Origin of the sequence: Bacillus thuringiensis (genome assembly GCF_022095615.2) — a bacterium.
Taxonomy (GTDB): Bacteria; Bacillota; Bacilli; order Bacillales; family Bacillaceae_G; genus Bacillus_A; species Bacillus_A cereus_AG.
The window spans coordinates 3,083,774-3,105,164 of sequence record NZ_CP155559.1 but is presented as its reverse complement, the minus strand read 5'-3'; the positions used below and the strand labels follow the sequence as shown (position 1 = coordinate 3,105,164).

Genomic DNA, 21,391 nt, shown 5'->3' with positions numbered 1-21,391 from the left:
TATGATGGTCGAATCTTTTTATTATAGGTTGCTTTTTGATTCCGAATAATGATTGTAAAATAATGCCCTTTAACTAACTGGGATATAGTACAGTTAGTTAATTGGAAATTGTGGGGAAGGAGGAAGAGCGTGCGGTACAATTGCAAAAGTAAAAAACTACCGAGCGAAGAGAAAAGGGAGATCGGGTTATGATGTGTAATTAATAGTAGGGGAAGAAAATAGGATGGGGGAATGAAGCGTATGGAAAGTACACAAATGTTAGCTTTAAATAAAAAGTGTTGGGATACAGTTGCACCATATTTCTTTCAAGTGGATTGTTTACCGAAATATGGTCCGTATACAGCGTCTGAAGATGAGATTCATTTGTTCGATTCAATTAGAGATAAAAAGGTTCTTGATATTGGATGTGGAAGTGGGCATTCGTTGCGATATATGGCGGAACATGGGGCAGAGGAAGTATGGGGGCTTGATCTTTCAAGTGAACAAATTAAAACAGCGAATGAAACGTTAAAGTGTTGGAATCCAAAGTTAGTATGCGGAGCAATGGAAGAGGAAGGAGATATTCCGAAAGGGTATTTTGATATTGTATATTCTATTTATGCATTAGGTTGGACTTCGAATTTAAGAAAAACGTTGGAACTGATTTATTCATATGTAAAGCCAGGAGGAAGTTTTATTTTTAGCTGGGAGCATCCCGTATATTCAAACTTACAGTATGGTACAGAAGAACTCCTTTTAAAGTCCTCTTATCATGAAGAAACTCCTATTACGTTTGAAACATTTAAAGGGGAGGATGTACAAGCGACATTGTATAAACGAAAAATGAGTACATACATAAATGAGTTAAATAGAGTTGGTTTTACAATTGAGAGGATTGAAGAGCCTGAACCGTCTCGTATATTTGATGAAGAAACAGCTGAGCCGTCTACGAAATATTATTCTTTATATAAAGCTAGAATGGTGCCAACTACTTTTATTATTAAGGCGAGGAAGTAAATTGTTTTATGAAAAGAAGCCTATCATTTCAAATAAATGAAATGATAGGCTTCTTTATTTTTTGAAAAATGAGTCCAGAGGTGTACTTTTCTTAGAAAAATGCATTTCATATAAAAGGTGTAATTATTTTGGGGAAGGGGGATTGTTGTGCGTCATCATAGAAAGTGCAAAAAATTTGGAGTGGCACTGCCTCTTCCGCTTATAGGAGCAACTGGCCCTACTGGTAATAGTGGCCCAACTGGTCCAACTGGAGGGCATGAAGGTCCGGTCGGGCCTCCAGGAATCACTGGACCTAGAGGAGCAACTGGTCCACAAGGTCCTCAAGGTATTGAGGGAATACAAGGTCCACGAGGGACAACAGGAGCTCAAGGAATACAAGGTGCCATTGGTGATACTGGAGAGCGAGGTGTAACTGGTCCAGTTGGCTTACAAGGTCCTCAAGGATTAATTGGAAACCAAGGTCCAACAGGTGATATTGGAGTACAAGGATTAGAAGGGATACAAGGAGTAATTGGTCCTGCCGGTAGTCAAGGTATACAAGGCGCCCAAGGAATACAAGGAGAAATAGGCGAACGAGGACAAACGGGAGCCCAAGGAATGCAAGGCGTGGTAGGTGAAGCTGGTATTACAGGTGTAACAGGCCCTCAAGGTCCCCAAGGAGCGCAAGGAATACAAGGAGAGAATGGAACTACAGGTATACAAGGAGAAGAAGGCCAACCAGGAATACAAGGAATTACTGGAGAACAAGGACACCAAGGCGATCAAGGGATACAAGGTGTAACTGGCCCAACTGGTTCTCCTGGAATACAAGGATCTCAAGGTATAAGTGGAATAAAGGGGATAACAGGTGTAATAGGTCCTCAAGGTCCACAAGGTGTTCAAGGAATACAAGGAACAAACGGATCCACAGGTTTTCAAGGAGCAAAAGGAGTACGAGGGATAACAGGAGCAACTGGAAGTGTTGGTATGCAAGGACTAGAAGGCCCTCGGGGTGCTCCGACGGGAACAACCGGCCCAATTGGTCCATCTAGTGGAGTGACTGGTCCATCGGGTCCACCCGGTCCGCCTGGGGGGCCAACAGGTCCAACGGGCGAAACTGGTGCACAGGGTGTAACTGGGGGAACTGGTGCAATAGGAACGCAAGGGTTACAAGGTATAACTGGTCCCACTGGTGCTCAAGGTGTAAGGGGAGCACAAGGTTCTCAAGGTGTAGTTGGTGTAGCTGGCGTACAAGGTGCACAAGGTTCTCAAGGTAACCAAGGAATAACAGGAGCAACCGGTGTAGAAGGTCCTCAAGGAATACAAGGTCCGCAGGGAGAAATTGGTCCAACTGGTGCAGAAGGTTCTAAAGGTGTGCAAGGAATACAAGGGGTAACGGGTCCAACAGGAGCACAAGGAATACAAGGGTTACAAGGAATACTAGGTCCGACAGGCACAACAGGAGCGGCAGGAGTTCAAGGTGCACAAGGAATCCAAGGAGCAACCGGTCCAGCAGGAGCACAAGGAATACAAGGTACGCAAGGAATCCGAGGAGAAACAGGGGCAGCTGGAGTACAAGGAATACAAGGAGTTCAAGGGATACAAGGGACAACGGGATTGACAGGTCCGCAAGGTGCACAAGGTCCTCAAGGTGTGCAAGGAATAATAGGACCGACTGGAGCTATTGGTTTGCAAGGCCCTCAAGGAATACAAGGTATAGTAGGTCCAACAGGAGCGCAAGGAATTAGAGGTCCTCAAGGGAATTTAGGAGAAAACGGGATAACAGGTCCCCAAGGAGTGCAAGGTGCGCAAGGTATTGAGGGACCCGAGGGACCACAAGGAAATGTTGGGATTACGGGTGTAACTGGAGCAACAGGATCGACAGGAGAAACAGGAGCGACTGGGGCACAAGGTATACAAGGCGTTCAAGGGATTATGGGGATACAAGGAAGTACAGGAATGACAGGACCTACCGGTGCAACGGGGGTAACCGGGATACAAGGTTCTCAAGGTATTCAAGGTATACAAGGCGCAACTGGAGTAAGTGGAGTGACAGGGGTTAGCGGTAGTGTAGGGCCAGCCGGATTGCAAGGTAGTCAAGGGCCGATTGGGGATGTGGGACCAACAGGCGCAACTGGTAGTATAGGGGCTATAGGTTCCTTAGGGATAGTAGGTGCAACAGGGGCGACTGGCTTACCTAGCGGTGGCGGTTATTTCTTTTCTACTTCAACGAGTGCAATTGCAGCTAATGCGTTAATACCAATTAATTCCGGGTCTACAGTTTTTGGTTCTGGTGTCAGTTTAACAAATGCAACAACTGTAACGTTAAGTACGCCGGGAATATATTTAGTAAGTTATTATTTTCAGGGGGATCCGACTTCTGGAAATGAAACGATTTCAGTGAGGTTGACGTTAAACGGAACACAAGTCACAGGGAGTTTTATTTTTTATGTTACAGCAGGTTTTGTATTGGAACCAGCGATTTCTAATACGATGGTAATTGAAGTTACTTCTCCAAATTCCACCTTGTCATTACAAAATGGCCCATTAGCTATTGGGCATGTAACGACATTATCTGGTGTGATAACAGCTAGTTTAAATGTATTAAAAATAGTTTGATACGTTAGTTATAATGGGGGGAGATGCTTGTGAGGGATCAAGATAAGTGTAGTAAGTTTCAAGCACCTATTCCTTTTCCGGCGTCAGGTATTACGGGACCGACTGGTCCAACGGGTCCGACAGGTTCTTTAGGTGGACCGACTGGCCCGCAAGGAATACAGGGCGTACAAGGTCCAATCGGTCCAACTGGTCCAACAGGAATTCAAGGAGTACAAGGGGTACAGGGAGAAATTGGTCCAGCCGGTCCAACCGGTTTAACAGGACCACAAGGGTCTCAAGGTAGTCAAGGACCGATGGGGGAACAAGGTTCACAAGGAATTCAAGGTGTTCAAGGTATTCAAGGCGAAAGAGGTCCGACGGGTCCAACAGGTATTCAAGGGATACAAGGAATACCTGGCCTAATCGGTCCAACTGGTCCAACAGGAATACAAGGCATACAGGGAATACAAGGTGAAAACGGCTCGACGGGTCCAACGGGAATACAAGGTATACAAGGCGTGCAAGGTGAAATAGGGCCGACTGGCCCAACAGGAAATACGGGTATACAAGGTGTTCAAGGAAATTTAGGGGGTAGTGGTTTACAAGGTGTAACAGGAATACAAGGTATTCAAGGTGAAATAGGTCCAACAGGTCCAACAGGTTCACAAGGAATTCAAGGGGAACAAGGGCCAATGGGCCCAACAGGTGCAACTGGTGTTCAAGGTTTACAAGGTCCACAAGGTGAGATGGGTCTAACCGGTCCAACAGGTTCTCAGGGTATACAAGGAGTGCAAGGCGTAATAGGCCCAACAGGTGCAACCGGCTTGCAAGGGGATCCAGGCCCAACAGGATCGACAGGTCAAGCGGGAGTAACAGGTCCGACTGGATCTGCAACGGGTCCAACTGGAGCAACGGGTCCAACAGGTCCGCCAGGAGGTCCAACAGGTCCAACGGGTCCAGCAGGATCACCGGGAGGTCCAACAGGTCCGACTGGAGCAACAGGGGCAACAGGGGTGACCGGGGCAACAGGAGCGACTGGAATACAAGGAGTGCAAGGAATACAGGGACCGACAGGGGTAACTGGTTTAACAGGTTTGCAAGGCGTACAGGGGCCAGTGGGGGCAACGGGTCCAACGGGCGATCAAGGCATTCAAGGTCCACAAGGAATACAAGGAGTAACCGGTCCGACTGGTCCACAGGGGCTACAAGGAATCCAAGGTCCAATCGGTCCAACCGGTGCGACTGGTCCACAAGGAGTACAAGGGGCACAAGGTCCAATTGGGCAGGCAGGCCCGCAAGGAATACAAGGAATACAAGGTGAGCAGGGAGTAATGGGAGCAACTGGACCAACAGGCTTACAAGGTCTTCAAGGAATTCAAGGTCCAATTGGGCAGGCTGGTCCTCAAGGAGTGCAAGGCGTACAAGGTCCAAGTGGTATAACCGGTCCAACAGGTCCTCAAGGGATACAAGGAATTCAGGGTCCACAAGGAGGTATAGGTCCAACCGGTGCGACTGGAATTCAAGGAGTGCAAGGTCCAGAGGGGCCAACAGGTCCAACCGGTGCGACAGGCCCGCAAGGAATTCAGGGAATACAAGGGATACAAGGTCCAACAGGTCCACAGGGAATTCAAGGTCTGCAAGGAATTCAAGGTCCGATTGGGCAGGCAGGCCCAACTGGACCTCAAGGAATCCAAGGAATAACCGGATCAACAGGGGCAACCGGTCTAACAGGGGCAACCGGCCCTACGGGAGTAACAGGTCCACAAGGAATCCAAGGAATACAGGGTCCGCAAGGGGTAACGGGGCAGGCGGGAGCGACCGGCCCTACGGGAGTAACAGGTCCACAAGGAATCCAAGGAATCCAAGGTCCACAGGGGATAACGGGTCCGACGGGAGCAACTGGAGTTACTGGAATAACAGGCCCACAAGGAATCCAAGGAATTCAAGGTCCACAAGGTGTGACTGGAGCAACCGGAGCAACCGGAGCGACTGGAGCGACTGGTGCAACAGGACCGACAGGAATACAAGGCATACAAGGAATAGCTGGAGCAACAGGGGAAACGGGAGTAACAGGCCCAACAGGTGCCACGGGTCCAACCGGCTTAACAGGTGCAACTGGATCATCTGCAATATCAACTGGTGGCGGCTATTTCTTCTCTACCTCAACAAGTACAATTGCAGCAAATGCCAACATTCCAATTAATTCGGGATCCACTGTATATGGAACTGGTGTATCTTTAACTAGTGCTACAACTGTTACAGTATCCACGCCAGGAATATATTTAGTAAGCTACTATTTCCAAGGGGATGCAAATGCTGGGAATGAGACAGTATCTGTCAGATTACTATTAAATGGAGCTCAACTAACAGGGAGTTTTATACAAAACGTAACGACATCAACTGTAGTAATCGAGCCAGCCATTTCAAATACACTTCTTGTGAATGTAACGAGTGCTAATTCAACATTAGTACTACAAAATGGCCCGTTAGGTGTAGGGCATGTGACTACTATAGCAGGCGCGATTACGGCAAGTTTAAATGTAGTGAGAATATTATAAGAAATATAAAAAACACAAGGAATGTCTTTTTAGACACACCTTGTGTTTTTGATGTTAAATGAACAATTTCTTTATCTTTTCGGTTGGAAAATATGTTGAAAGAAGTATTTGTGATGTAAATTATCTACAACTTTATTTGCTTGATATGTGCGATGTTGTTCGAGTCGAAGTCTTTGCTCCATCATTTTTATTGCGTGATCAGATAAACGTAACATTATACATGTCTCCTTTTCTATAAATATAGGTGTCTAATGGTATCGATTCCATATTTATAATTAAGGAGGTACACTGTGTAACATAGGCAAAAAGCACCTTCCTCTCCCATTACGCTTACGAGGTTAGCTGTCGGACTCGGGAAGTGAGAGTTTCCCTACTTAAATAAGATTCGCCCCAAGTAGCATGGCTACAAAAATGGTTCCCCCGCTCCAAAATTTGGACTCAGCAAAAGGTTTTATAAAGTAAAAGATATCATAAATAAATTGATGAGTCAAACTATTTATTGTTTTCTGATTTCTTAAGGGAGGTTAAAACCACACCATCGGGTAATATGATATCCTTTACTTCAATAAATCCGTGTTTTTTATATAATGCAATAGCAGGGGTATTTGCTTTCCCTGTTTGTACAATATATGTTTTGGAAGGGGAGAACATGTCAAATACATATAGTAGTAGTTTTGTTGCAATTCCTTTATGAAAATGATCAGGGGATACTACTAAACGATGAATATCAACTTCCTCTTCATCCATTTTAAATGAAATAAACCCGGCAAGTGTATCTTCATAAAAATAGCCGTAAAAAATTTCATCACATGATTGAATATCGGCTACAGTATCATAAAGACGAGGGATAGCGGTACTATTTATATATTTCGCCTCGATTTCATAAGCGGGTATTTGAATGTTTAAAATAGAAGCAGCGGTGTTGTGAGAAGTTGTTATTAATTTTTGAATCATAGGGTGAAACCTCCTTGTAGGCTTTATTTTCATAGATTTGACAAGATTTTTCTTTATTGGATATAATAATTATAATAGTTACATAATAATTTAGTATCAAAAAGAAATACACTATAATAGAAATGGAGGACTAAAAATGGGATGGATTATCACATTAATAGTTGGTGCTATTATAGGTGCAATTGCAAGTTCTATAACGGGTAAAAATTTTCCGGGTGGTATGTTTGGAAATATTATCGCAGGTTTATTAGGTGCTTCGTTAGGCAGTAGATTATTTGGATCTTTTGGGCCATCATTTGGTGGAATTCATGTTGTGCCAGCATTATTAGGAGCAATCGTGTTAATTTTTATTGTATCATTTGTAGTGAAAGCTGCAAGGAAATAAATATAGATTATGACGAAAAGCCCTGAATAAGGGCTTTTCATCATTCGAAGAGGTGGTTTAGTTGGAGAAAGTAAATATAAGAAAAAGAGATAAGCTGAAACAGTTTTTTAGAGAACACAATTATTTAGCAGTGCTACTTGGATTTGCATTATTGTTCATTAATATTTTATTGCTAACGAAAATTTCTTTTGTGTTTACTCCGTTTATCGTCTTTTTAAAAACAATTTTCTTCCCGGTATTATTAGCGGGTGTACTATTTTATATTTTGCATCCATTCGTTTCGCTTTTAGAAAAGAAAGGTGTTTCAAGAATCGTATCAATCGCTTCTATATATATAATAGTACTAGGATTATTTGTGTTTTTAGTTGTAACAGTAATCCCGATTATTAAAGATCAAATTGATGCATTAATAGATAACTTACCGTATTTCGGTCATGAAATCGAACGAGCAGCACGTAGATTTGGAGAAAGTAATTTACTAGGAAAAATTCAGGAGAATTTAAATATTGATGTAGCGAGTATGGTAAAAGACTATACAGTTGATTTTACGAAGTCATTATCATCAGTAACTGGGAATGTAACTGGATTTTTAAGCACTGTTACAGAAGTGGTTTTAACGTTTGTAATGGTTCCATTTATATTGTTCTATCTTTTAAAAGATGGTGAGCAATTGCCGAATCACTTTTTAAAGTTTATTTCAGAACAAAGACACCCAGCAGCTAAGAGTATACTAGACGATATGCATTATGCGATTAGTTCGTATATTAGAGGACAAATTATCGTTAGTTTGTTTATCGGTATTATGCTATTAATCGGTTACCTTATTATTGGTATTAAATATGCAGTACTGCTTGCTATTTTAGCGATGATTGTCAATATCGTTCCGTACGTAGGACCAATTATTGCAATTACACCAGCGTTAATTATCGCATTTATTGACTCGCCAGGAATGGTTTTAAAGGTAATTATCGTAATGATGATTGTACAATTAGCGGAAGGTAAATTTATTTCTCCGCAAGTCATGGGGAAAAAGCTAGATATTCATCCGATTACAATCATATTTATTATTTTAACTGCTGGAAACTTATTCGGGATTATGGGCATTATTTTAGCGATCCCAGGATATGCGATATTAAAAGTGTTAGTTACGCATGGTTATAGATTTGTTAAGTTGAATACGTGAAAAAAGCTAGAACAGATATTACTGTTCTAGCTTTTTTACTCTTTCTATAGTAGACAAATTGACCTCATGCGTAGGCTTTTAATTCAACAATAGGTAGATTGCTTTCCTTCAGTTTGTAATCAAGTATTAAATCGTCCATGCGAAAATTCGCATCCACTTCAAGAGAAATAAAAGTACCTCCGATTTCTACTTGATTTCCGTTCTCGTTTTCAAAAGTGAGCGCACCTTCAAACGATTCTATATACTCATCACAAGTGTATAAATATATAGCGATAGGTGTGAAATGTATAATTACCCCTAAAGTATCATCTTGCGTTGTATCATCGTTTTTAAACTCATCAATCTTTTCAACATTCTCTTTAGTAAACCAACCCATTACATCACCTCTTTTTTGTATTGCAAATCGCTTCTATATATATTGATTATATATTATACGGAATAAATTGGTAATGATTATTGTTAAAATGTTAAAAGTTAGAATGTTTAGTTTTGTTCGAAGAGAAATTGTGATAAACTGTAAAAAATAACAAAAAGCAATGAAAGAGAAGAGTACATATTCGAAACTTTTCAGAGAGCTGATGTGTGGTGGAAATCAGTAAGGGATGAATGTGGAATGGGCTCTGGAGCTTCTAACTGAAATGAGTAGGTAAAGACGGTTGCTTCACGTTAAGAAGTTGAAGTGAGCTAACAATAGCTAATTAAGGTGGTACCGCGGGAGTCTCTCGTCCTTTTTAAGGATGAGGGGCTCTTTTTATTTTGAGAAAGGAGGAGTTAGGATGAGTGAAAAAATAATGTTAACAGGAATTAAGCCGACGGGTTATCCGCATTTAGGAAATTATATTGGTGCGATTAAACCAGCATTGCAAATGTCAAAGAAGAATGAAGGAAAAGCATTGTATTTTATAGCGGATTATCATGCGTTAAATGCTGTGCATGATCCGAATCAGTTCAGTAGTTATACGAAAGAGGTAGCTGCTACTTGGTTATCGCTTGGACTTGGAGAAGATGTTATTTTTTACCGACAAACAGAAGTGCCAGAGATTCTAGAATTAGCTTGGATGTTAGCTTGCCTAACTCCGAAAGGACTTATGAACCGTGCCCATGCGTATAAAGCGAAGGTGGAGCAAAATAAAGAAGCGGGTTTAGAGGTCGATGCTGGAGTGAATATGGGATTATATACGTATCCGATTTTAATGGCAGCTGACATATTACTATTTCAAGCTACGCATGTGCCAGTTGGGAAAGATCAAATTCAGCATATTGAAATCGCGCGTGATATTGCGACGTATTTTAACCATACGTTCGGCGCGACATTTACGCTTCCAGAGTATGTAGTGCAAGAAGAGGGTGCCATTTTACCTGGTCTTGATGGAAGAAAGATGAGTAAAAGTTATGGAAATGTGATCCCATTATTTACAGAACAAGAAAAACTACGAAAGTTAATATTTAAAATCAAAACCGATTCTTCACTTCCAAATGAACCGAAAGAATTAGAAACATTATTTATGATATATAAAGAATTTGCGACGGAAGCTGAAATACAGTCGATGCGTGAAAAGTATGAAACTGGCATTGGATGGGGTGACGTGAAGAAAGAGTTGTTTCGCGTTGTAGACCGCGAATTAGCTGGACCTCGTGAGAAATACGCAATGTATATGAATGAGCCGAATTTATTATATGAAGCGTTGGAAAAAGGTGCTGAGAGGGCACGGGCTATTGCGAAGGTGAATTTAGCGGAAATAAAAAAACGGATTGGATTTGAGAGGGGACGCTGAGCGTTCCCTTGTTTTTTCTATGTGAATCTTAATTGTTTATTCGCTGTATCTGCATGTAAAATGAGGGATTCACATTTTCTTACTGAATTTATTAGTTGCATATATGAAAAAGTATGCTAATATAGGGTTACTTATTAAACGTGTTTAATAAGTGAAATTAAATCCACTTATTAAAGAAGTTTAATAAGTGGAGCTCATTCAATAAAAAAGGAGAGGATTGTATGAAAACGGAGAAAGAAAAGATGGTGGCAGGAGAAATGTATATGCCAGATGATGAAGAGCTAGTAGCTGATAGGACTGAAGCAAAACGTTTAACACGCCTTTATAACGAGGCGATAGAGACAGGAGATGAACAACATTTTACGTTATTAAATCAGCTTTTAGGTTCTTCAGCTGACGGAAAACCCCACGTTAATCCTGATTTTCGTTGTGATTACGGCTACAACATTCATGTTGGAAAGAGCTTTTTCGCAAATTTCAATTGTGTGATTTTGGACGTTTGTGAAGTGCGAATCGGTGATAATTGTATGTTTGCACCTTGTGTCCACATTTATACTGCTACGCATCCGTTGCATCCAGTTGAACGGAACTCCGGCAAAGAATATGGCAAGCCTGTAAAAATAGGTAACAATGTTTGGGTTGGCGGTGGAGCTATTATTAACCCTGGTATTTCAATTGGTGATAATGTTGTAATTGCCTCAGGGGCAGTTGTAACAAAAGATGTACCTCATAATGTAGTAGTTGGTGGTAATCCAGCTAAAGTTATTAAAGTGATAGACGAATAAAAGGTGTTTTCACCAGTTCGTAAATTATCGTATAAACAATGTGAAAGGTGTTTCATATGGAGAAATATAGTGCAGACAATCATACAAAGACATTACGTGCCTCTCGAAACGCTCTTTTTCTCTTATTCGCTTTGCCAGGTGTCGCATTTGCTACATGGATTTCAAGAACAGCAGCTACTCGAGATATTTTAGCAGTGTCAAATGCAGAAATGGGCTGGATTTTGTTCGGACTATCTGTCGGTTCAATAATCGGTCTACTGAGTGCAAGTCGCTTTATTGACTGTAAGGGAGCTAGAGACGTTATTATAGGCAGTATGCTTTTTATGATTGTTGGATTACTTAGTTTAGGTATTACTATTTATTTTGTTTCTAGTGTGGGGGCTTTTAGTAGCTTACTAGTATTTGGAGTGGGATATGGATTAGCAGAAGTCGCATTGAATGTAGAAGGTTCTTCTATTGAGCAGAAATTAGGAACAACTCTTCTTCCGAAATTCCATGGTTTTTTTAGTATAGGAACTTTAATAGGCGCGCTCAGTGGTTCTGCCGCCATTTCGCTTCACATCCCGATTCTGTATCAGTTTCTTGCGATTTCGGTCGTGTTTGTATTACTTGTATGTATGTTGTATCGTTTTCTTCCGCATGGAACAGGAAAGAAGGAGAAATCGCGGAACAAAAAGCGAGCGAAGCGTACGTCCTTACGTATGGAAAAAAAGGTGCTTTTAATTGGTCTTTTTGTGCTTGGAATGGCATTTGCAGAAGGGAGTGCGAATGATTGGTTATCTATTATAATGGTAGACGGGCATGAACAAAATGTAGTGACTGGCTCTATTATGTACACAATTTTTGTATTGGCAATGACATTAGCTCGAATGTGCAGTAGTTATTTCCTTGATCGATTCGGTCGCGTCGCTGTCGTACGTGTTACTATTATTATGGCGATTATAGGGATTTCAATCGTAATATTTGGGAGTAACTTATATGTTCTTTCAGTTGGTGTCGTACTGTGGGGGATTGGTGCCGCACTAGGTTTCCCGATTGGGCTTTCTACTGCTGGAGATGACAGTGAAAATGCGACTTCAAATGTTGCTACAGTTTCTATAATCGGTTTTACAGCGTTTTTAGTTGGACCACCATTTTTAGGGATACTTGGAGAAGCATTTGGAATACGTAATGCCTTGCTAGCTGTTTTAATATTTGTTATCTTGTCTGGAATTGTATCGTATGTTACGAGAGAGAATACAGCGAGTTAAATACGGAGTGCCGCTAGTAGAAATATATCATCTCTATTGCTTTAGAAAATGATGTATGATATATTGTCAACGCAACTTATTAAAAGTGTTTAATAAGTATGTTGATTAAGGTGGTGAGCGATTTGAGTGAACAATTTATTACTCAAAAATCGATTAAAGAGACAATACTTCGCGGCATTCGTACAGCTCTTCTAGAACGAGGTAGTGCAACGAAAGTTGAACTTAGTAATACATTAGAAATTAGTTTTCCAACGATAAGTAAATTTATAGAAAATATGAAACAAGACGGTGAAGTCACTTTAGCTGGTTTAGATGATTCAAGTGGCGGAAGAAGAGCAAAACGATATGAATATAATCCAGAATATATGTTAGGTTTAGCGATATTTTTAGAGAGAAATGAGACGAACTATACAATTTTTAACTGTTTAGGGGAAGTAAAAGAACAAGGGAGTACTTCAAGTGCATTAATTGATACCGGCCTAAGCGTATTAACAGAACATATAGAAAGTCTTATAGCTACATTTCCAAAAATAAGTTCTATATCAATTGGTGTTCCTGGTGCGGTCGATAATGGGCGTATTTTCTACATCCCTGGATATGAAAAGTTCCAAAATTTTAATTTGAAAAATCATTTGGAAGAACGGTTTTCTATACCTGTAGTAATAGAAAACGATATGAATGCTGCAGTGCTTGGCTATCATAAAAATACGGGGGATAATGACAAGTCTTCTCTTGTATATTTGTATTCAGGTCAAAATGGACCAGGTGCGGGAATTATGGTAAATGGAGATGTCGTACGCGGAAGTACATTTTTCTCAGGAGAGATATCTTTCGTCCCGCAGTACGATAATAAAAATTTCCTGCAAGCTTTGAGAAGTGGAGAAGAAGTTAAAAATTCCAATAATCCAGAGGGATATAATATAGATGCGATTACTCGTTTAATAGCTACATGTATAGCTGTTATTAACCCCCATGGATTCATCTTCTGTGATGATGAAGTGAACCAATTCGTAATAGATCAAATTGTAAAGAGTTGTCCGCAGTATATCCCGGCAGAACATATTCCGAAAATAACAGTGAGTAATTGGAAAGAAGATTATTTATATGGATTAAAAAGCCTTGGACTTGATCTTATGATTACGAGAACAAATAAAGAAAATTAAATGTGCTGGCAATGAAGCATCCAAGTGTCAGTTGAATAACATAAAAGAAAAGGTGTCGATTATGAAAATTGAACATATAGCAATTTGGGTGAATGATTTAGAAGGAATGCGTGATTTCTATAAACAGTACTTTAATGGTGAAGAAAATAGCTTATATCACAATCCGAAAAAGCAGTTTGAATCTTATTTCATAACTTTTGAAGGTGGTGTGCGTCTAGAACTTATGAAGCAGGTAGGGATAGATGATGCATTACAAACACAAACAATAGGATATGCACATATTGCTTTTTCAGTAGGTAGTAAAGAAAAAGTGAACGAATTAACTAATACATTAAGAGAAGCGGGATACCCTGTGTTAAACGGCCCGCGTACTACAGGGGATGGTTACTATGAAAGTGTAGTAAGTGATCCTGAAGGAAATCAGATTGAGATAACAATCTAACATCTTATTCATAATTGGTAGAAATATAAAACTTGTTGTTCCCCAAAATGTTTATGAGAAATCTATTATTTCTTCAGAAAGGGGGACATAGCAGTGAGTGAGTCAATTTTGATTTTCTGTATATATCCATTGCTTATTTGTATGATTTCAATAGCTGTGACATATAAAATAGGTACATTTTATGTCATGCCAATGGTAACATTTCTTATTTTTCTTATGTTAAATGTTACATTGTACGAGCCACCATTTTTCTTTTGGGTGGGCATGTATACTATATTTTCATTCGTTATTTCTTATATAACTATCTTATTTGCAAAGGAATATAAAATTGTAGAAAGAGAACGTTAATATCATTTTGGGGAAATAGGGATTTACGGTGAACGATAACAACCTCATTTCAAGTTGTAATGACGGGAAATGAGGTTGTTTTATTTCTATTTTTAATTGGAGTGATGAAAATCGCGAAGAATCCCCTCAATGATTGGATGAAGAGTACTAGGCAATTCGTCAAGTGGGAAGAAGCGCAATTCTTTTGACTCAGTTTGATCACATTTAAGTTCACCGTGAAATTCGTGACAAATATAAACGACGAGTACACCGTGTACTTGATCGCCGTTTGGATAGATTTGAAAGTAATCTGGTCCTGAGTACGTGCGGAATAGTTCTGGATTTTCAATGATAAGCCCAGTTTCCTCATATACTTCTCGTTTTAAAGCGTCTTCTAGTGTTTCGTTATATTCTAAGGCGCCGCCAATAATACCCCAGCGGTTAAAATCTGTGCGGAGCTGGAGTAATATTTCATTTTTCTCATTTACTATAATAGCGTGTGAACCTATTAAAATCAGTGGATGATTTCCTACTAAATTTCTCATATCTTCAATATAACCCATACTTGTTCTCCTTATATTTAATAATAGTTAGGCAGTTCTTTTAACATTTTTTCTGTTTTACGAGCTGTAAAAGCTAAGTTATGGTCATCTTTTGCTCTAAAAAATAATGTGCGTAAAAAGGTTTTAATATTGGCACATAAAATACAATACTCGTTAAGCGAAAGGCGTTTTCTAATTTGGGGAAGCCTTTTTATTTTTTTATGAATAATAGTGACTAACTCATCTTGCGGGAAGTCATGATACAGCATTGCTAGTAAAGGAGTAACGATGCGTTCATCTTCGTTATTATGAAAAAGGTCAGATGGAATGAAAATTTTATTTAATAAGCAATGAATTAATTCTTCATACCATTCAAAGATTGTATAGGAATTGTGAACTATTTCAGTGAAGGCATCTGATACGTGGGCAAGACAATGAGCCCATCCTTTATTTTCAATATAACCTCGAAAATCTGTTTCTAAGTTTGTGTATGTAATGAGTTTGTTTTTTATTTCTTCGATATCCTCCTCTGTAAAAAAGTAGTGCGAATTAGCGAATTGGAGTATTAACGCAATTAACGAAACGGTGTAAGAACGTGTGAAAACCCCATCTGTATGTGGGGAGTAAATGTCACAATATAAATATTCATCACTTAAACAAGTTTGCAACAGTAATTTTAGCTGATCGTCCATAAGAAATTCGTGATGAATAAAATGGGCAAAACATTTATAGATAAGTTGGTAACGAATATAGCTATCAGTCGTTCCGATAAACTGTAACATGTTCAACGTTAACTCATTAATATCTATATGTTGTAGTTGCGTATAGTCATTTTGTTGTATAAGCTCTAACTGTTGTTGCAGCGCTGTAATATCCAATGGAGAACCTCCTCCGCACTTTAAAGATGCGATGTTTTCTAGTATTCTATATATTCAAGGACAATCCTGCTCATGCAAGGAGAACAAGTAGAAATTCGAGTATGACATAGATGAGGGAAGTATATGATGATGAAAGAACAGTTAGAAAAAAACTTTAAAATAAGAAGAAATGCTTCTTCTATAATAATAAAAGAAAATAATGCAGAGCCTTTTGCAGAAGAGCAATTAAAGCAAATGATGCAGTATTGCGTTGCTGAGGCTGAAAAAGAGGGAATAAAAAACTTACATTTTGAAATTTCTTCAAAAAGTCCAAATTATGATGTGTATAAAAAATGCTTCGAAACGTATTCTTTTGAATATGTTACGGAAAACATAATCGTATTTAAGGATATATACGAAGTAGAAGATGTAGAAAGTGAAATTGATTTTAAGCTTATTGAAGAAGTAGATGAAGAAGCTTTTTATTCTCTTTGGAACGACATGACGGAAGAACAAGTCACTTATGATCAATTTGTAAATATGATGTTACAAGAAATTGGTGAACAGTGGAAAGAGCATTGTTTAACAGCGAGTATCGATGAAGAGTCGATAGGGATTGTCATCCCGCATATTGAAAGGGGTACGTTAGAAGAAGGGAAACTAATGTATTTCGCAATCGCTCCAAATATGCGAAATAAAGGGTATGAAACAGCATTCTTTACAGGGGCAATGTTTGTCTTAAAAGAAATAGGAGCATCTTATTATATTGGCGAGACAAATGTACAAAATGAGTGGATGAAGGATGTTTTTGAAAAGAATGGATGTCAGCTGCTAAGTTCCACTGAGCGATATGTGAGGAAGTTTTAAGGTATAATCTGGAACTCATCTAGTGAGAATCCGTGTCCAAATTTTGAACAAGTAAAAGAACTTTTTGCCTGTTTGTAAGATAAAAAGAAAAATGAGAACGACAAAGTGGATATTCCTATAATACAATAGAGTAAGATTCGATTATAAGAGAAAGCGTTGGTGAAAGAATGGGGCAGCAAAGAAATTGGTTACAAGCAACTGTAGAAAGAAATGAAGCTACTACGTTACAAATAAAGTGGGAAAATAATATAGAAGAAGTTCGTATTTATTGGAGTACTTCACCAGATCATATTGAAGAAACGGGAGAATTACTTGCAACTGTAAATGGAGAATCATCATGTACAGTTCAAAACCCGAGTGAAACTGAACGTCCATATTTTAGACTAGTAGGAAGTAATGGACAAGCAGTGACAGTAGCTGAGCGTAGATTGCCATTACAAGGTGCGTTTAACTTCCGTGATATGGGAGGATATGAAACGATTGAAGGCCGTAAAGTAAAATGGGGCAAGTTGTACCGTTCTGAAGAATTAGCAGGACTAACAGAATGGGATATTGAGTATTTACAAAAGTCTGGCTTAAAGTTAATTTGTGACTACCGTACAGATTTTGAAGTGAAGCATAAGCCGAACCCGGAGATTACAGGTGCTCGTCAAGTTTGCTTACCAGTTATGCAAGATTTAGCGAAAGACTTGAATATAAATGAATTTTTCCAAGTTGGTGACCTTTCTATGTTAGGAAAACCAGGCGAGTATCTTGTGAAAATGAATCAAGATTTCGTAAGTGGTAATGAAGCATTCGTGAGCTTCTTAAACTTAGCACAAAACCAGGAAAACTTACCGTTAGTAAATCATTGTACAGCTGGAAAAGACCGTACAGGATTTGGATCAGCCCTACTATTACTTTTACTAGGTGTACCGGAAAAAACAGTAATGGAAGACTACTTACTAAGTAACGGTTTCCGTGAAAAATTAAATGAAAAAATGATGGTCTTTTTAGGTGCGAAATTACAAAATGATGAGAGCAGAGCAATATTAGGTGCGATGTTTGAAGCACGTGCTGAATATTTACAAGCTGCGATTAATGAAATTAAGAAACAATACGGATCAATTGAAGCATATGCTGAAAAAGCTTTAGGCTTTACGAAAGAGTCGTTAGAGGAAATGAAAGTGTTATTGTTAGAGGATAAATAAGAAGTCAGGAGGCTAATTGGATTAGCCTCCTTTTATTATTGTTGCTATAATTTTGTTAATGAGGATGTTGTGCACCGAGGAGAAAATGGATGAAAAGAACTTACGAATCGGGGGATAAAATGATTCATACACGTGTAAAAGCAGAGGGGTTAAGAGAAAAGCTAGCAACAATACTAAGTCTAGATTATAAGGAACTAGCTGTTCAGGATTTAAAGGTGATTGGAACGGGAGTGCAAAATATTGTTTTTCGAGGAGATTCAGAAAAGGGGCCTTTGGCATTTCGAGTGCCGTGGGAAAGAGAAGTGGAAAATATAAATGAAGATTTATTTAACAGTCGGATTTCGTTGCAAAAGGAAGCAGAACTGTCTAAGTATTGTCATTCAAAAAGTATTCCAGTACCAAGGATACACGGATTGCATCTTTCAACCGAACTTGATTTTTTAATTTCGGATTGTGTGTATACTGATCATATGCCAATTTCTGCATGCAAAATAGGGGAGTTAGTGAGCAATCTTCATAGTATGCCAATTGATGGTTTGCATTACGAACAAAATAGTGGAGAGCCCATTAGTAAGTATATAGCAGAACGAATTGTGAAACGGATAGAAGGGTTTAATACAATTACGAAATGTGAAATTATTCTTCCGGATACAAAAACAATTGAACATACTCTTAGTACGGCAGATCATGTAAAGTGTTTATTACATATGGACATTCGACCAGCAAATGTAATTGGGTATAACGGGGAAATTAAAGCGATAGTTGATTGGGATAATGCCCTAATTGGTCATCCATTATTAGAGCTTATGAGGATAGCTGAAACGAATGAGGTTAGCTGGGATGAATTTAGAGCTGGATATAAGAATGATAATATCTTTAACTCTATTCCTCATATTGTTAGCTTATTTTATAGACTAGATACAGCGGTCATGCTTGCAAACTTATTTATAGAACATTTGAAAATAGAAGATAAAGGTGTATTCTATAAAGAGCGGGTTAAAGCACTTCATAATGAAATATATAAAAGCTTATAAGATATGAGAGTGAAGCTTTTAAAATAGGAATTGAGGAGAACATCATGAAATACAAAGTTATATTATTCGACGTAGATGATACATTATTAGATTTTCCTGAAACGGAAAGAAACGCATTACATAACGCGTTTGTACAGTTCGGGATGCCTACAGGATATAATGATTATCTTGCAAGTTATAAAGAGATTAGTAATGGATTATGGAGAGATTTAGAAAATAAAATGATTACGCTAAGTGAATTAGCAGTAGATCGATTTAGACAATTATTTGCCATTCATAATATAGAAGTAGATGCACAGCAATTTAGTGATGTATACCTTGAAAACTTAGGGAAAGAAGTACACCTTATAGAAGGTGCAGTGCAATTATGTGAGAAACTACAAGATTGCAAGTTAGGTATTATTACGAATGGATATACGAAGGTGCAACAATCAAGAATTGGAAATTCGCCTTTATGTAACTTCTTTGATCATATTATTATTTCAGAAGAGGTTGGTCATCAAAAACCAGCACGTGAGATTTTTGATTATGCATTTGAAAAGTTTGGGATTACTGATAAATCAAGTGTATTAATCGTTGGAGATTCGCTAACTTCTGATATGAAAGGCGGAGAAGATTACGGCATTGATACGTGTTGGTATAATCCGAGTTTGAAAGAAAATAGGGCAGGTGTTAAGCCGACTTATGAAGTGGAGAGTCTGCTACACATTTTAGAAATTGTGGAAGTGGCGGAAGAAAGGGTAACTTCATTTTAATTGTGTTGATATATTTTGAGTTACGGTAGATATATTGGAAAAATCGTCGATATAATTTGAGTTGCGTTCAATTTATAGGTACGATCGGTGTAATAACTAGAGGTGAGTAAAGAATGCTAACATTTTTATTTGAGTTAGACAAGGCTATTCCGCAGAAGGATGATCCAAAGTATGATGCGTATACAAAGGGCTTTATTGAAGGGGATTTAACGATTCGCGCGAGTGATAGGGTACTTTTTCAGAAGTCGTGTATGAAGGTCGCAGAGCTCGGTATTTATTTAGGACAGTGGATGGAACAAGTACAACATGGGCAGAACGAACAGTTGAATTATGAAACGAGTGATCGTGAGGAAGTAATTCTCGGATTCTTATATGAAGAGGAAGATCAGTGGAGGGTTTCTTCCAGTTGGCAACAATTTGAACTTCAAGAGCGTATATCCACTACAGCATTAGTAGAGAGCGTTCAACGTTATTTATATGAGCTAAATAAGGAACTGCGCGCGATAAAATATCCGGTTACATTTGATCAGTACTTAAGAGGAGAGCGAATAATGCAGCTTTCTTATAAGCGACTGTGTGATAGTAAAGCGGATACGACGTCTATCGAGGTTTATAATGAAAGTAAACAGGTAGGCGTAGTACGGGGCTATTATAAAAATACGTTGATGAAAGTGCTAGACTTTATTCCGAAAGTTGGTAGTAATATCATTTACGAAATAAAGGATAGTAAGGACAATATTCGCGTCATTGCAAAGGATGTAAGTAGGCAGCGTCAAAGAAGGATTTTAGTAACATACATCGATCATAATGATGCAGAGCATGAAATACTTGTATGTGACGGGAAGTTATTGGATGCAAATTTCTTATTTACCTTTACATATAAGAGAGAAGAATTTGTTGTTCACAAAACTACAATTGGGCTTGGAAAGTTATTACGAAACGGCTATGTAACTGCAGATTGGAATATTCGTCTTGAGGAAGATATGTATTACATTGAGATGAATCTATATGAGGAGGATTATATAGACGATCAATATTTACTGTTAGGCGTATTTCATGCGGTTTTGTATGGGTGATAAATGAGAAATACCGGTATTCTTCATAGGAAGGATGCCGGTATTTTTACGTGGTTCTGGTGATTTTGTGTCCGTAATTAATCCTCAAAAATAAAAATTTCATCAATTGTACTATGAAGTGCCTTCGCTATATCGTGAGCAAGCTGTAAGGAAGGGTTATATTTTCCTTTTTCGAGATGGCTAATTGTTTCACGGCGTACACCAACAGTTTTCGCTAAATCTTCTTGTGTCATGTTCGATTTGGCACGGTATTCTTTTATTCTCGTTACGAACGCCATGGCGCATCTTCCATTTCATCAACTGGTTTATCGTAAAAGAACATAGAGAAGCCGAATGTAAGAATGAGTGTGCAGAAAATAAGAGCGATATCAATTTCTTGTAGCGTAGGGTTTGGAAATAACATTTCAATAAACATAACGATAGCGGTAGTTAGTAATGTAACGATAAAGGCATTGCGGCACGATTTATTGACGATTTGTTCAAACAGTTCATCGTGTTGAACCGTTCTATAAGTCGTGAAAAAGGAGAAGAAACAGAACATAGTAAACAATCCTTTTTCATAAAAAAAGCCGAGGAAACCGAAGAAACCGAGAAATCCTAAATATTTTATCCAAGTTGTTTTCATGGTAGGACCTCCTTGAGTTGTTATAAATAATTAACTTTATGTTATAAATA

23 protein-coding genes, 1 pseudogene, 1 riboswitch and 1 other annotated feature are annotated in these 21,391 nt (G+C 38.7%); of the genes and pseudogenes, 17 read left to right on the top strand and 7 right to left on the bottom strand.

What is annotated here, in order from left to right:
* Positions 1-115 precede the first annotated feature (115 nt).
* The 4 genes and pseudogenes from KZZ19_RS16155 to KZZ19_RS16140 all read left to right on the top strand — a co-directional run.
* Positions 116-199: pseudogene (locus KZZ19_RS16155) on the top strand (CGNR zinc finger domain-containing protein); the annotation flags it as partial.
* Positions 200-240: 41 nt separating this feature from the next.
* Positions 241-996 carry a class I SAM-dependent methyltransferase gene (locus KZZ19_RS16150; protein WP_237980823.1) on the top strand — a complete coding sequence of 252 codons (756 nt, stop codon included), beginning with the start codon at positions 241-243 and terminating at the stop codon, positions 994-996.
* A gap of 147 nt (positions 997-1,143) precedes the next feature.
* Positions 1,144-3,594 carry a collagen-like protein gene (locus KZZ19_RS16145; protein ID WP_237980824.1) on the top strand — a complete coding sequence of 817 codons (2,451 nt, stop codon included), beginning with the start codon at positions 1,144-1,146 and terminating at the stop codon, positions 3,592-3,594.
* A 23-nt stretch (positions 3,595-3,617) separates the two neighbouring features.
* The gene (locus KZZ19_RS16140) at positions 3,618-6,131 is read left to right on the top strand and encodes a BC_3345 family exosporium-associated protein (RefSeq protein WP_237980825.1); all 2,514 of its coding nucleotides are present in this window, start codon (positions 3,618-3,620) and stop codon (positions 6,129-6,131) included.
* Positions 6,132-6,202: 71 nt separating this feature from the next.
* Here the strand turns inward: KZZ19_RS16140 and KZZ19_RS16135 are convergent, their stop codons facing one another.
* Both KZZ19_RS16135 and KZZ19_RS16130 read right to left on the bottom strand, forming a co-directional pair.
* On the bottom strand, positions 6,203-6,346 hold the full coding sequence (locus KZZ19_RS16135) for a hypothetical protein (RefSeq protein WP_000945246.1): 144 nt from the start codon (positions 6,344-6,346) through the stop codon (positions 6,203-6,205).
* 96 nt (positions 6,347-6,442) lie between these two features.
* Positions 6,443-6,585: riboswitch (cyclic di-AMP (ydaO/yuaA leader) on the bottom strand.
* Between the two features lie 38 nt (positions 6,586-6,623).
* On the bottom strand, positions 6,624-7,085 hold the full coding sequence (locus KZZ19_RS16130; RefSeq protein ID WP_088097084.1) for a GNAT family N-acetyltransferase: 462 nt from the start codon (positions 7,083-7,085) through the stop codon (positions 6,624-6,626).
* Between the two features lie 136 nt (positions 7,086-7,221).
* Here KZZ19_RS16130 and KZZ19_RS16125 point away from each other — a divergent pair, with 136 nt between their 5' ends.
* Together KZZ19_RS16125 and KZZ19_RS16120 are read left to right on the top strand one after the other, a co-directional pair.
* On the top strand, positions 7,222-7,470 hold the full coding sequence (locus KZZ19_RS16125) for a GlsB/YeaQ/YmgE family stress response membrane protein (RefSeq protein ID WP_088097083.1): 249 nt from the start codon (positions 7,222-7,224) through the stop codon (positions 7,468-7,470).
* 61 nt (positions 7,471-7,531) lie between these two features.
* Entirely contained in the window at positions 7,532-8,653 is a 1,122-nt protein-coding gene (locus KZZ19_RS16120; RefSeq protein ID WP_237980826.1) for an AI-2E family transporter, read from the top strand.
* A gap of 64 nt (positions 8,654-8,717) precedes the next feature.
* On the opposite strand, the gene KZZ19_RS16115 is transcribed toward KZZ19_RS16120, so the two are convergent.
* A complete protein-coding gene (locus tag KZZ19_RS16115) occupies positions 8,718-9,029 on the bottom strand; it encodes a hypothetical protein (protein WP_237980827.1) in 312 nt (103 codons plus the stop codon).
* Between the two features lie 151 nt (positions 9,030-9,180).
* Positions 9,181-9,386: a binding site (T-box leader), on the top strand.
* Positions 9,387-9,390: 4 nt separating this feature from the next.
* Between KZZ19_RS16115 and KZZ19_RS16110 the strand changes: the two genes are divergently transcribed.
* From KZZ19_RS16110 to KZZ19_RS16085, 6 genes are all read left to right on the top strand, one after another.
* Positions 9,391-10,428, top strand: a complete 1,038-nt coding sequence (locus tag KZZ19_RS16110; protein ID WP_237980828.1) for a tryptophan--tRNA ligase — start codon at positions 9,391-9,393, stop codon at positions 10,426-10,428.
* Positions 10,429-10,649: 221 nt separating this feature from the next.
* Complete coding sequence (locus KZZ19_RS16105) at positions 10,650-11,213, top strand: maltose acetyltransferase domain-containing protein (protein WP_237980829.1); 564 nt, start codon at positions 10,650-10,652, stop codon at positions 11,211-11,213.
* A gap of 56 nt (positions 11,214-11,269) precedes the next feature.
* Positions 11,270-12,463: an MFS transporter gene (locus KZZ19_RS16100; protein WP_237980830.1), complete on the top strand. Its 1,194-nt coding sequence runs from the start codon at positions 11,270-11,272 to the stop codon at positions 12,461-12,463.
* A gap of 122 nt (positions 12,464-12,585) precedes the next feature.
* Positions 12,586-13,626 carry an ROK family transcriptional regulator gene (locus tag KZZ19_RS16095; protein WP_237980831.1) on the top strand — a complete coding sequence of 347 codons (1,041 nt, stop codon included), beginning with the start codon at positions 12,586-12,588 and terminating at the stop codon, positions 13,624-13,626.
* Between the two features lie 61 nt (positions 13,627-13,687).
* Complete coding sequence (locus tag KZZ19_RS16090) at positions 13,688-14,068, top strand: VOC family protein (protein WP_237980832.1); 381 nt, start codon at positions 13,688-13,690, stop codon at positions 14,066-14,068.
* Between the two features lie 93 nt (positions 14,069-14,161).
* The gene (locus tag KZZ19_RS16085) at positions 14,162-14,416 is read left to right on the top strand and encodes a YbeF family protein (RefSeq protein ID WP_237980833.1); all 255 of its coding nucleotides are present in this window, start codon (positions 14,162-14,164) and stop codon (positions 14,414-14,416) included.
* Between the two features lie 92 nt (positions 14,417-14,508).
* On the opposite strand, the gene KZZ19_RS16080 is transcribed toward KZZ19_RS16085, so the two are convergent.
* On the bottom strand, positions 14,509-14,958 hold the full coding sequence (locus tag KZZ19_RS16080) for an NUDIX hydrolase (RefSeq protein ID WP_237980834.1): 450 nt from the start codon (positions 14,956-14,958) through the stop codon (positions 14,509-14,511).
* Positions 14,959-14,975: 17 nt separating this feature from the next.
* A complete protein-coding gene (locus KZZ19_RS16075; RefSeq protein ID WP_088097073.1) occupies positions 14,976-15,815 on the bottom strand; it encodes a DUF2785 domain-containing protein in 840 nt (279 codons plus the stop codon).
* 123 nt (positions 15,816-15,938) lie between these two features.
* Between KZZ19_RS16075 and KZZ19_RS16070 the strand changes: the two genes are divergently transcribed.
* The 5 genes from KZZ19_RS16070 to KZZ19_RS16050 all read left to right on the top strand — a co-directional run bounded on the left by KZZ19_RS16070 (position 15,939) and on the right by KZZ19_RS16050 (position 20,716).
* A complete protein-coding gene (locus KZZ19_RS16070) occupies positions 15,939-16,661 on the top strand; it encodes a GNAT family N-acetyltransferase (RefSeq protein WP_237980835.1) in 723 nt (240 codons plus the stop codon).
* A 167-nt stretch (positions 16,662-16,828) separates the two neighbouring features.
* Positions 16,829-17,851, top strand: a complete 1,023-nt coding sequence (locus tag KZZ19_RS16065) for a tyrosine-protein phosphatase (protein WP_237980836.1) — start codon at positions 16,829-16,831, stop codon at positions 17,849-17,851.
* 89 nt (positions 17,852-17,940) lie between these two features.
* Positions 17,941-18,885, top strand: coding sequence for a phosphotransferase family protein (locus KZZ19_RS16060; RefSeq protein WP_088097070.1), 945 nt, complete (start codon positions 17,941-17,943; stop codon positions 18,883-18,885).
* A 44-nt stretch (positions 18,886-18,929) separates the two neighbouring features.
* Positions 18,930-19,640, top strand: a complete 711-nt coding sequence (locus KZZ19_RS16055) for a YjjG family noncanonical pyrimidine nucleotidase (protein WP_237980837.1) — start codon at positions 18,930-18,932, stop codon at positions 19,638-19,640.
* A gap of 113 nt (positions 19,641-19,753) precedes the next feature.
* Positions 19,754-20,716, top strand: a complete 963-nt coding sequence (locus KZZ19_RS16050; RefSeq protein WP_237980838.1) for a tubby C-terminal domain-like protein — start codon at positions 19,754-19,756, stop codon at positions 20,714-20,716.
* Between the two features lie 77 nt (positions 20,717-20,793).
* Here the strand turns inward: KZZ19_RS16050 and KZZ19_RS16045 are convergent, their stop codons facing one another.
* Positions 20,794-20,994 carry a helix-turn-helix transcriptional regulator gene (locus tag KZZ19_RS16045; RefSeq protein WP_087984149.1) on the bottom strand — a complete coding sequence of 67 codons (201 nt, stop codon included), beginning with the start codon at positions 20,992-20,994 and terminating at the stop codon, positions 20,794-20,796.
* Positions 20,982-21,341 carry a DUF3796 domain-containing protein gene (locus tag KZZ19_RS16040; protein ID WP_237980839.1) on the bottom strand — a complete coding sequence of 120 codons (360 nt, stop codon included), beginning with the start codon at positions 21,339-21,341 and terminating at the stop codon, positions 20,982-20,984. The genes KZZ19_RS16045 and KZZ19_RS16040 overlap by 13 nt, the downstream gene beginning before the upstream one ends.
* Positions 21,342-21,391: the final 50 nt, after the last annotated feature.

Bases quoted from the DNA above. Each gene is read 5' to 3' on its own strand.
- KZZ19_RS16045 (WP_087984149.1), bottom strand. From the start codon at position 20,994: ATGGCGTTCGTAACGAGAATAAAAGAATACCGTGCCAAATCGAACATG.
- KZZ19_RS16090 (WP_237980832.1), top strand. From the start codon at position 13,688: ATGAAAATTGAACATATAGCAATTTGGGTGAATGATTTAGAAGGAATG.
- KZZ19_RS16125 (WP_088097083.1), top strand. From the start codon at position 7,222: ATGGGATGGATTATCACATTAATAGTTGGTGCTATTATAGGTGCAATT.
- KZZ19_RS16100 (WP_237980830.1), top strand. From the start codon at position 11,270: ATGGAGAAATATAGTGCAGACAATCATACAAAGACATTACGTGCCTCT.
- KZZ19_RS16115 (WP_237980827.1), bottom strand. From the start codon at position 9,029: ATGGGTTGGTTTACTAAAGAGAATGTTGAAAAGATTGATGAGTTTAAA.
- KZZ19_RS16140 (WP_237980825.1), top strand. From the start codon at position 3,618: ATGCTTGTGAGGGATCAAGATAAGTGTAGTAAGTTTCAAGCACCTATT.
- KZZ19_RS16105 (WP_237980829.1), top strand. From the start codon at position 10,650: ATGAAAACGGAGAAAGAAAAGATGGTGGCAGGAGAAATGTATATGCCA.
- KZZ19_RS16080 (WP_237980834.1), bottom strand. From the start codon at position 14,958: ATGGGTTATATTGAAGATATGAGAAATTTAGTAGGAAATCATCCACTG.
- KZZ19_RS16065 (WP_237980836.1), top strand. From the start codon at position 16,829: ATGGGGCAGCAAAGAAATTGGTTACAAGCAACTGTAGAAAGAAATGAA.
- KZZ19_RS16040 (WP_237980839.1), bottom strand. From the start codon at position 21,341: ATGAAAACAACTTGGATAAAATATTTAGGATTTCTCGGTTTCTTCGGT.
- KZZ19_RS16050 (WP_237980838.1), top strand. From the start codon at position 19,754: ATGCTAACATTTTTATTTGAGTTAGACAAGGCTATTCCGCAGAAGGAT.
- KZZ19_RS16110 (WP_237980828.1), top strand. From the start codon at position 9,391: ATGAGGGGCTCTTTTTATTTTGAGAAAGGAGGAGTTAGGATGAGTGAA.
- KZZ19_RS16130 (WP_088097084.1), bottom strand. From the start codon at position 7,085: ATGATTCAAAAATTAATAACAACTTCTCACAACACCGCTGCTTCTATT.
- KZZ19_RS16055 (WP_237980837.1), top strand. From the start codon at position 18,930: ATGAAATACAAAGTTATATTATTCGACGTAGATGATACATTATTAGAT.
- KZZ19_RS16135 (WP_000945246.1), bottom strand. From the start codon at position 6,346: ATGTTACGTTTATCTGATCACGCAATAAAAATGATGGAGCAAAGACTT.
- KZZ19_RS16150 (WP_237980823.1), top strand. From the start codon at position 241: ATGGAAAGTACACAAATGTTAGCTTTAAATAAAAAGTGTTGGGATACA.
- KZZ19_RS16070 (WP_237980835.1), top strand. From the start codon at position 15,939: ATGATGATGAAAGAACAGTTAGAAAAAAACTTTAAAATAAGAAGAAAT.
- KZZ19_RS16060 (WP_088097070.1), top strand. From the start codon at position 17,941: ATGAAAAGAACTTACGAATCGGGGGATAAAATGATTCATACACGTGTA.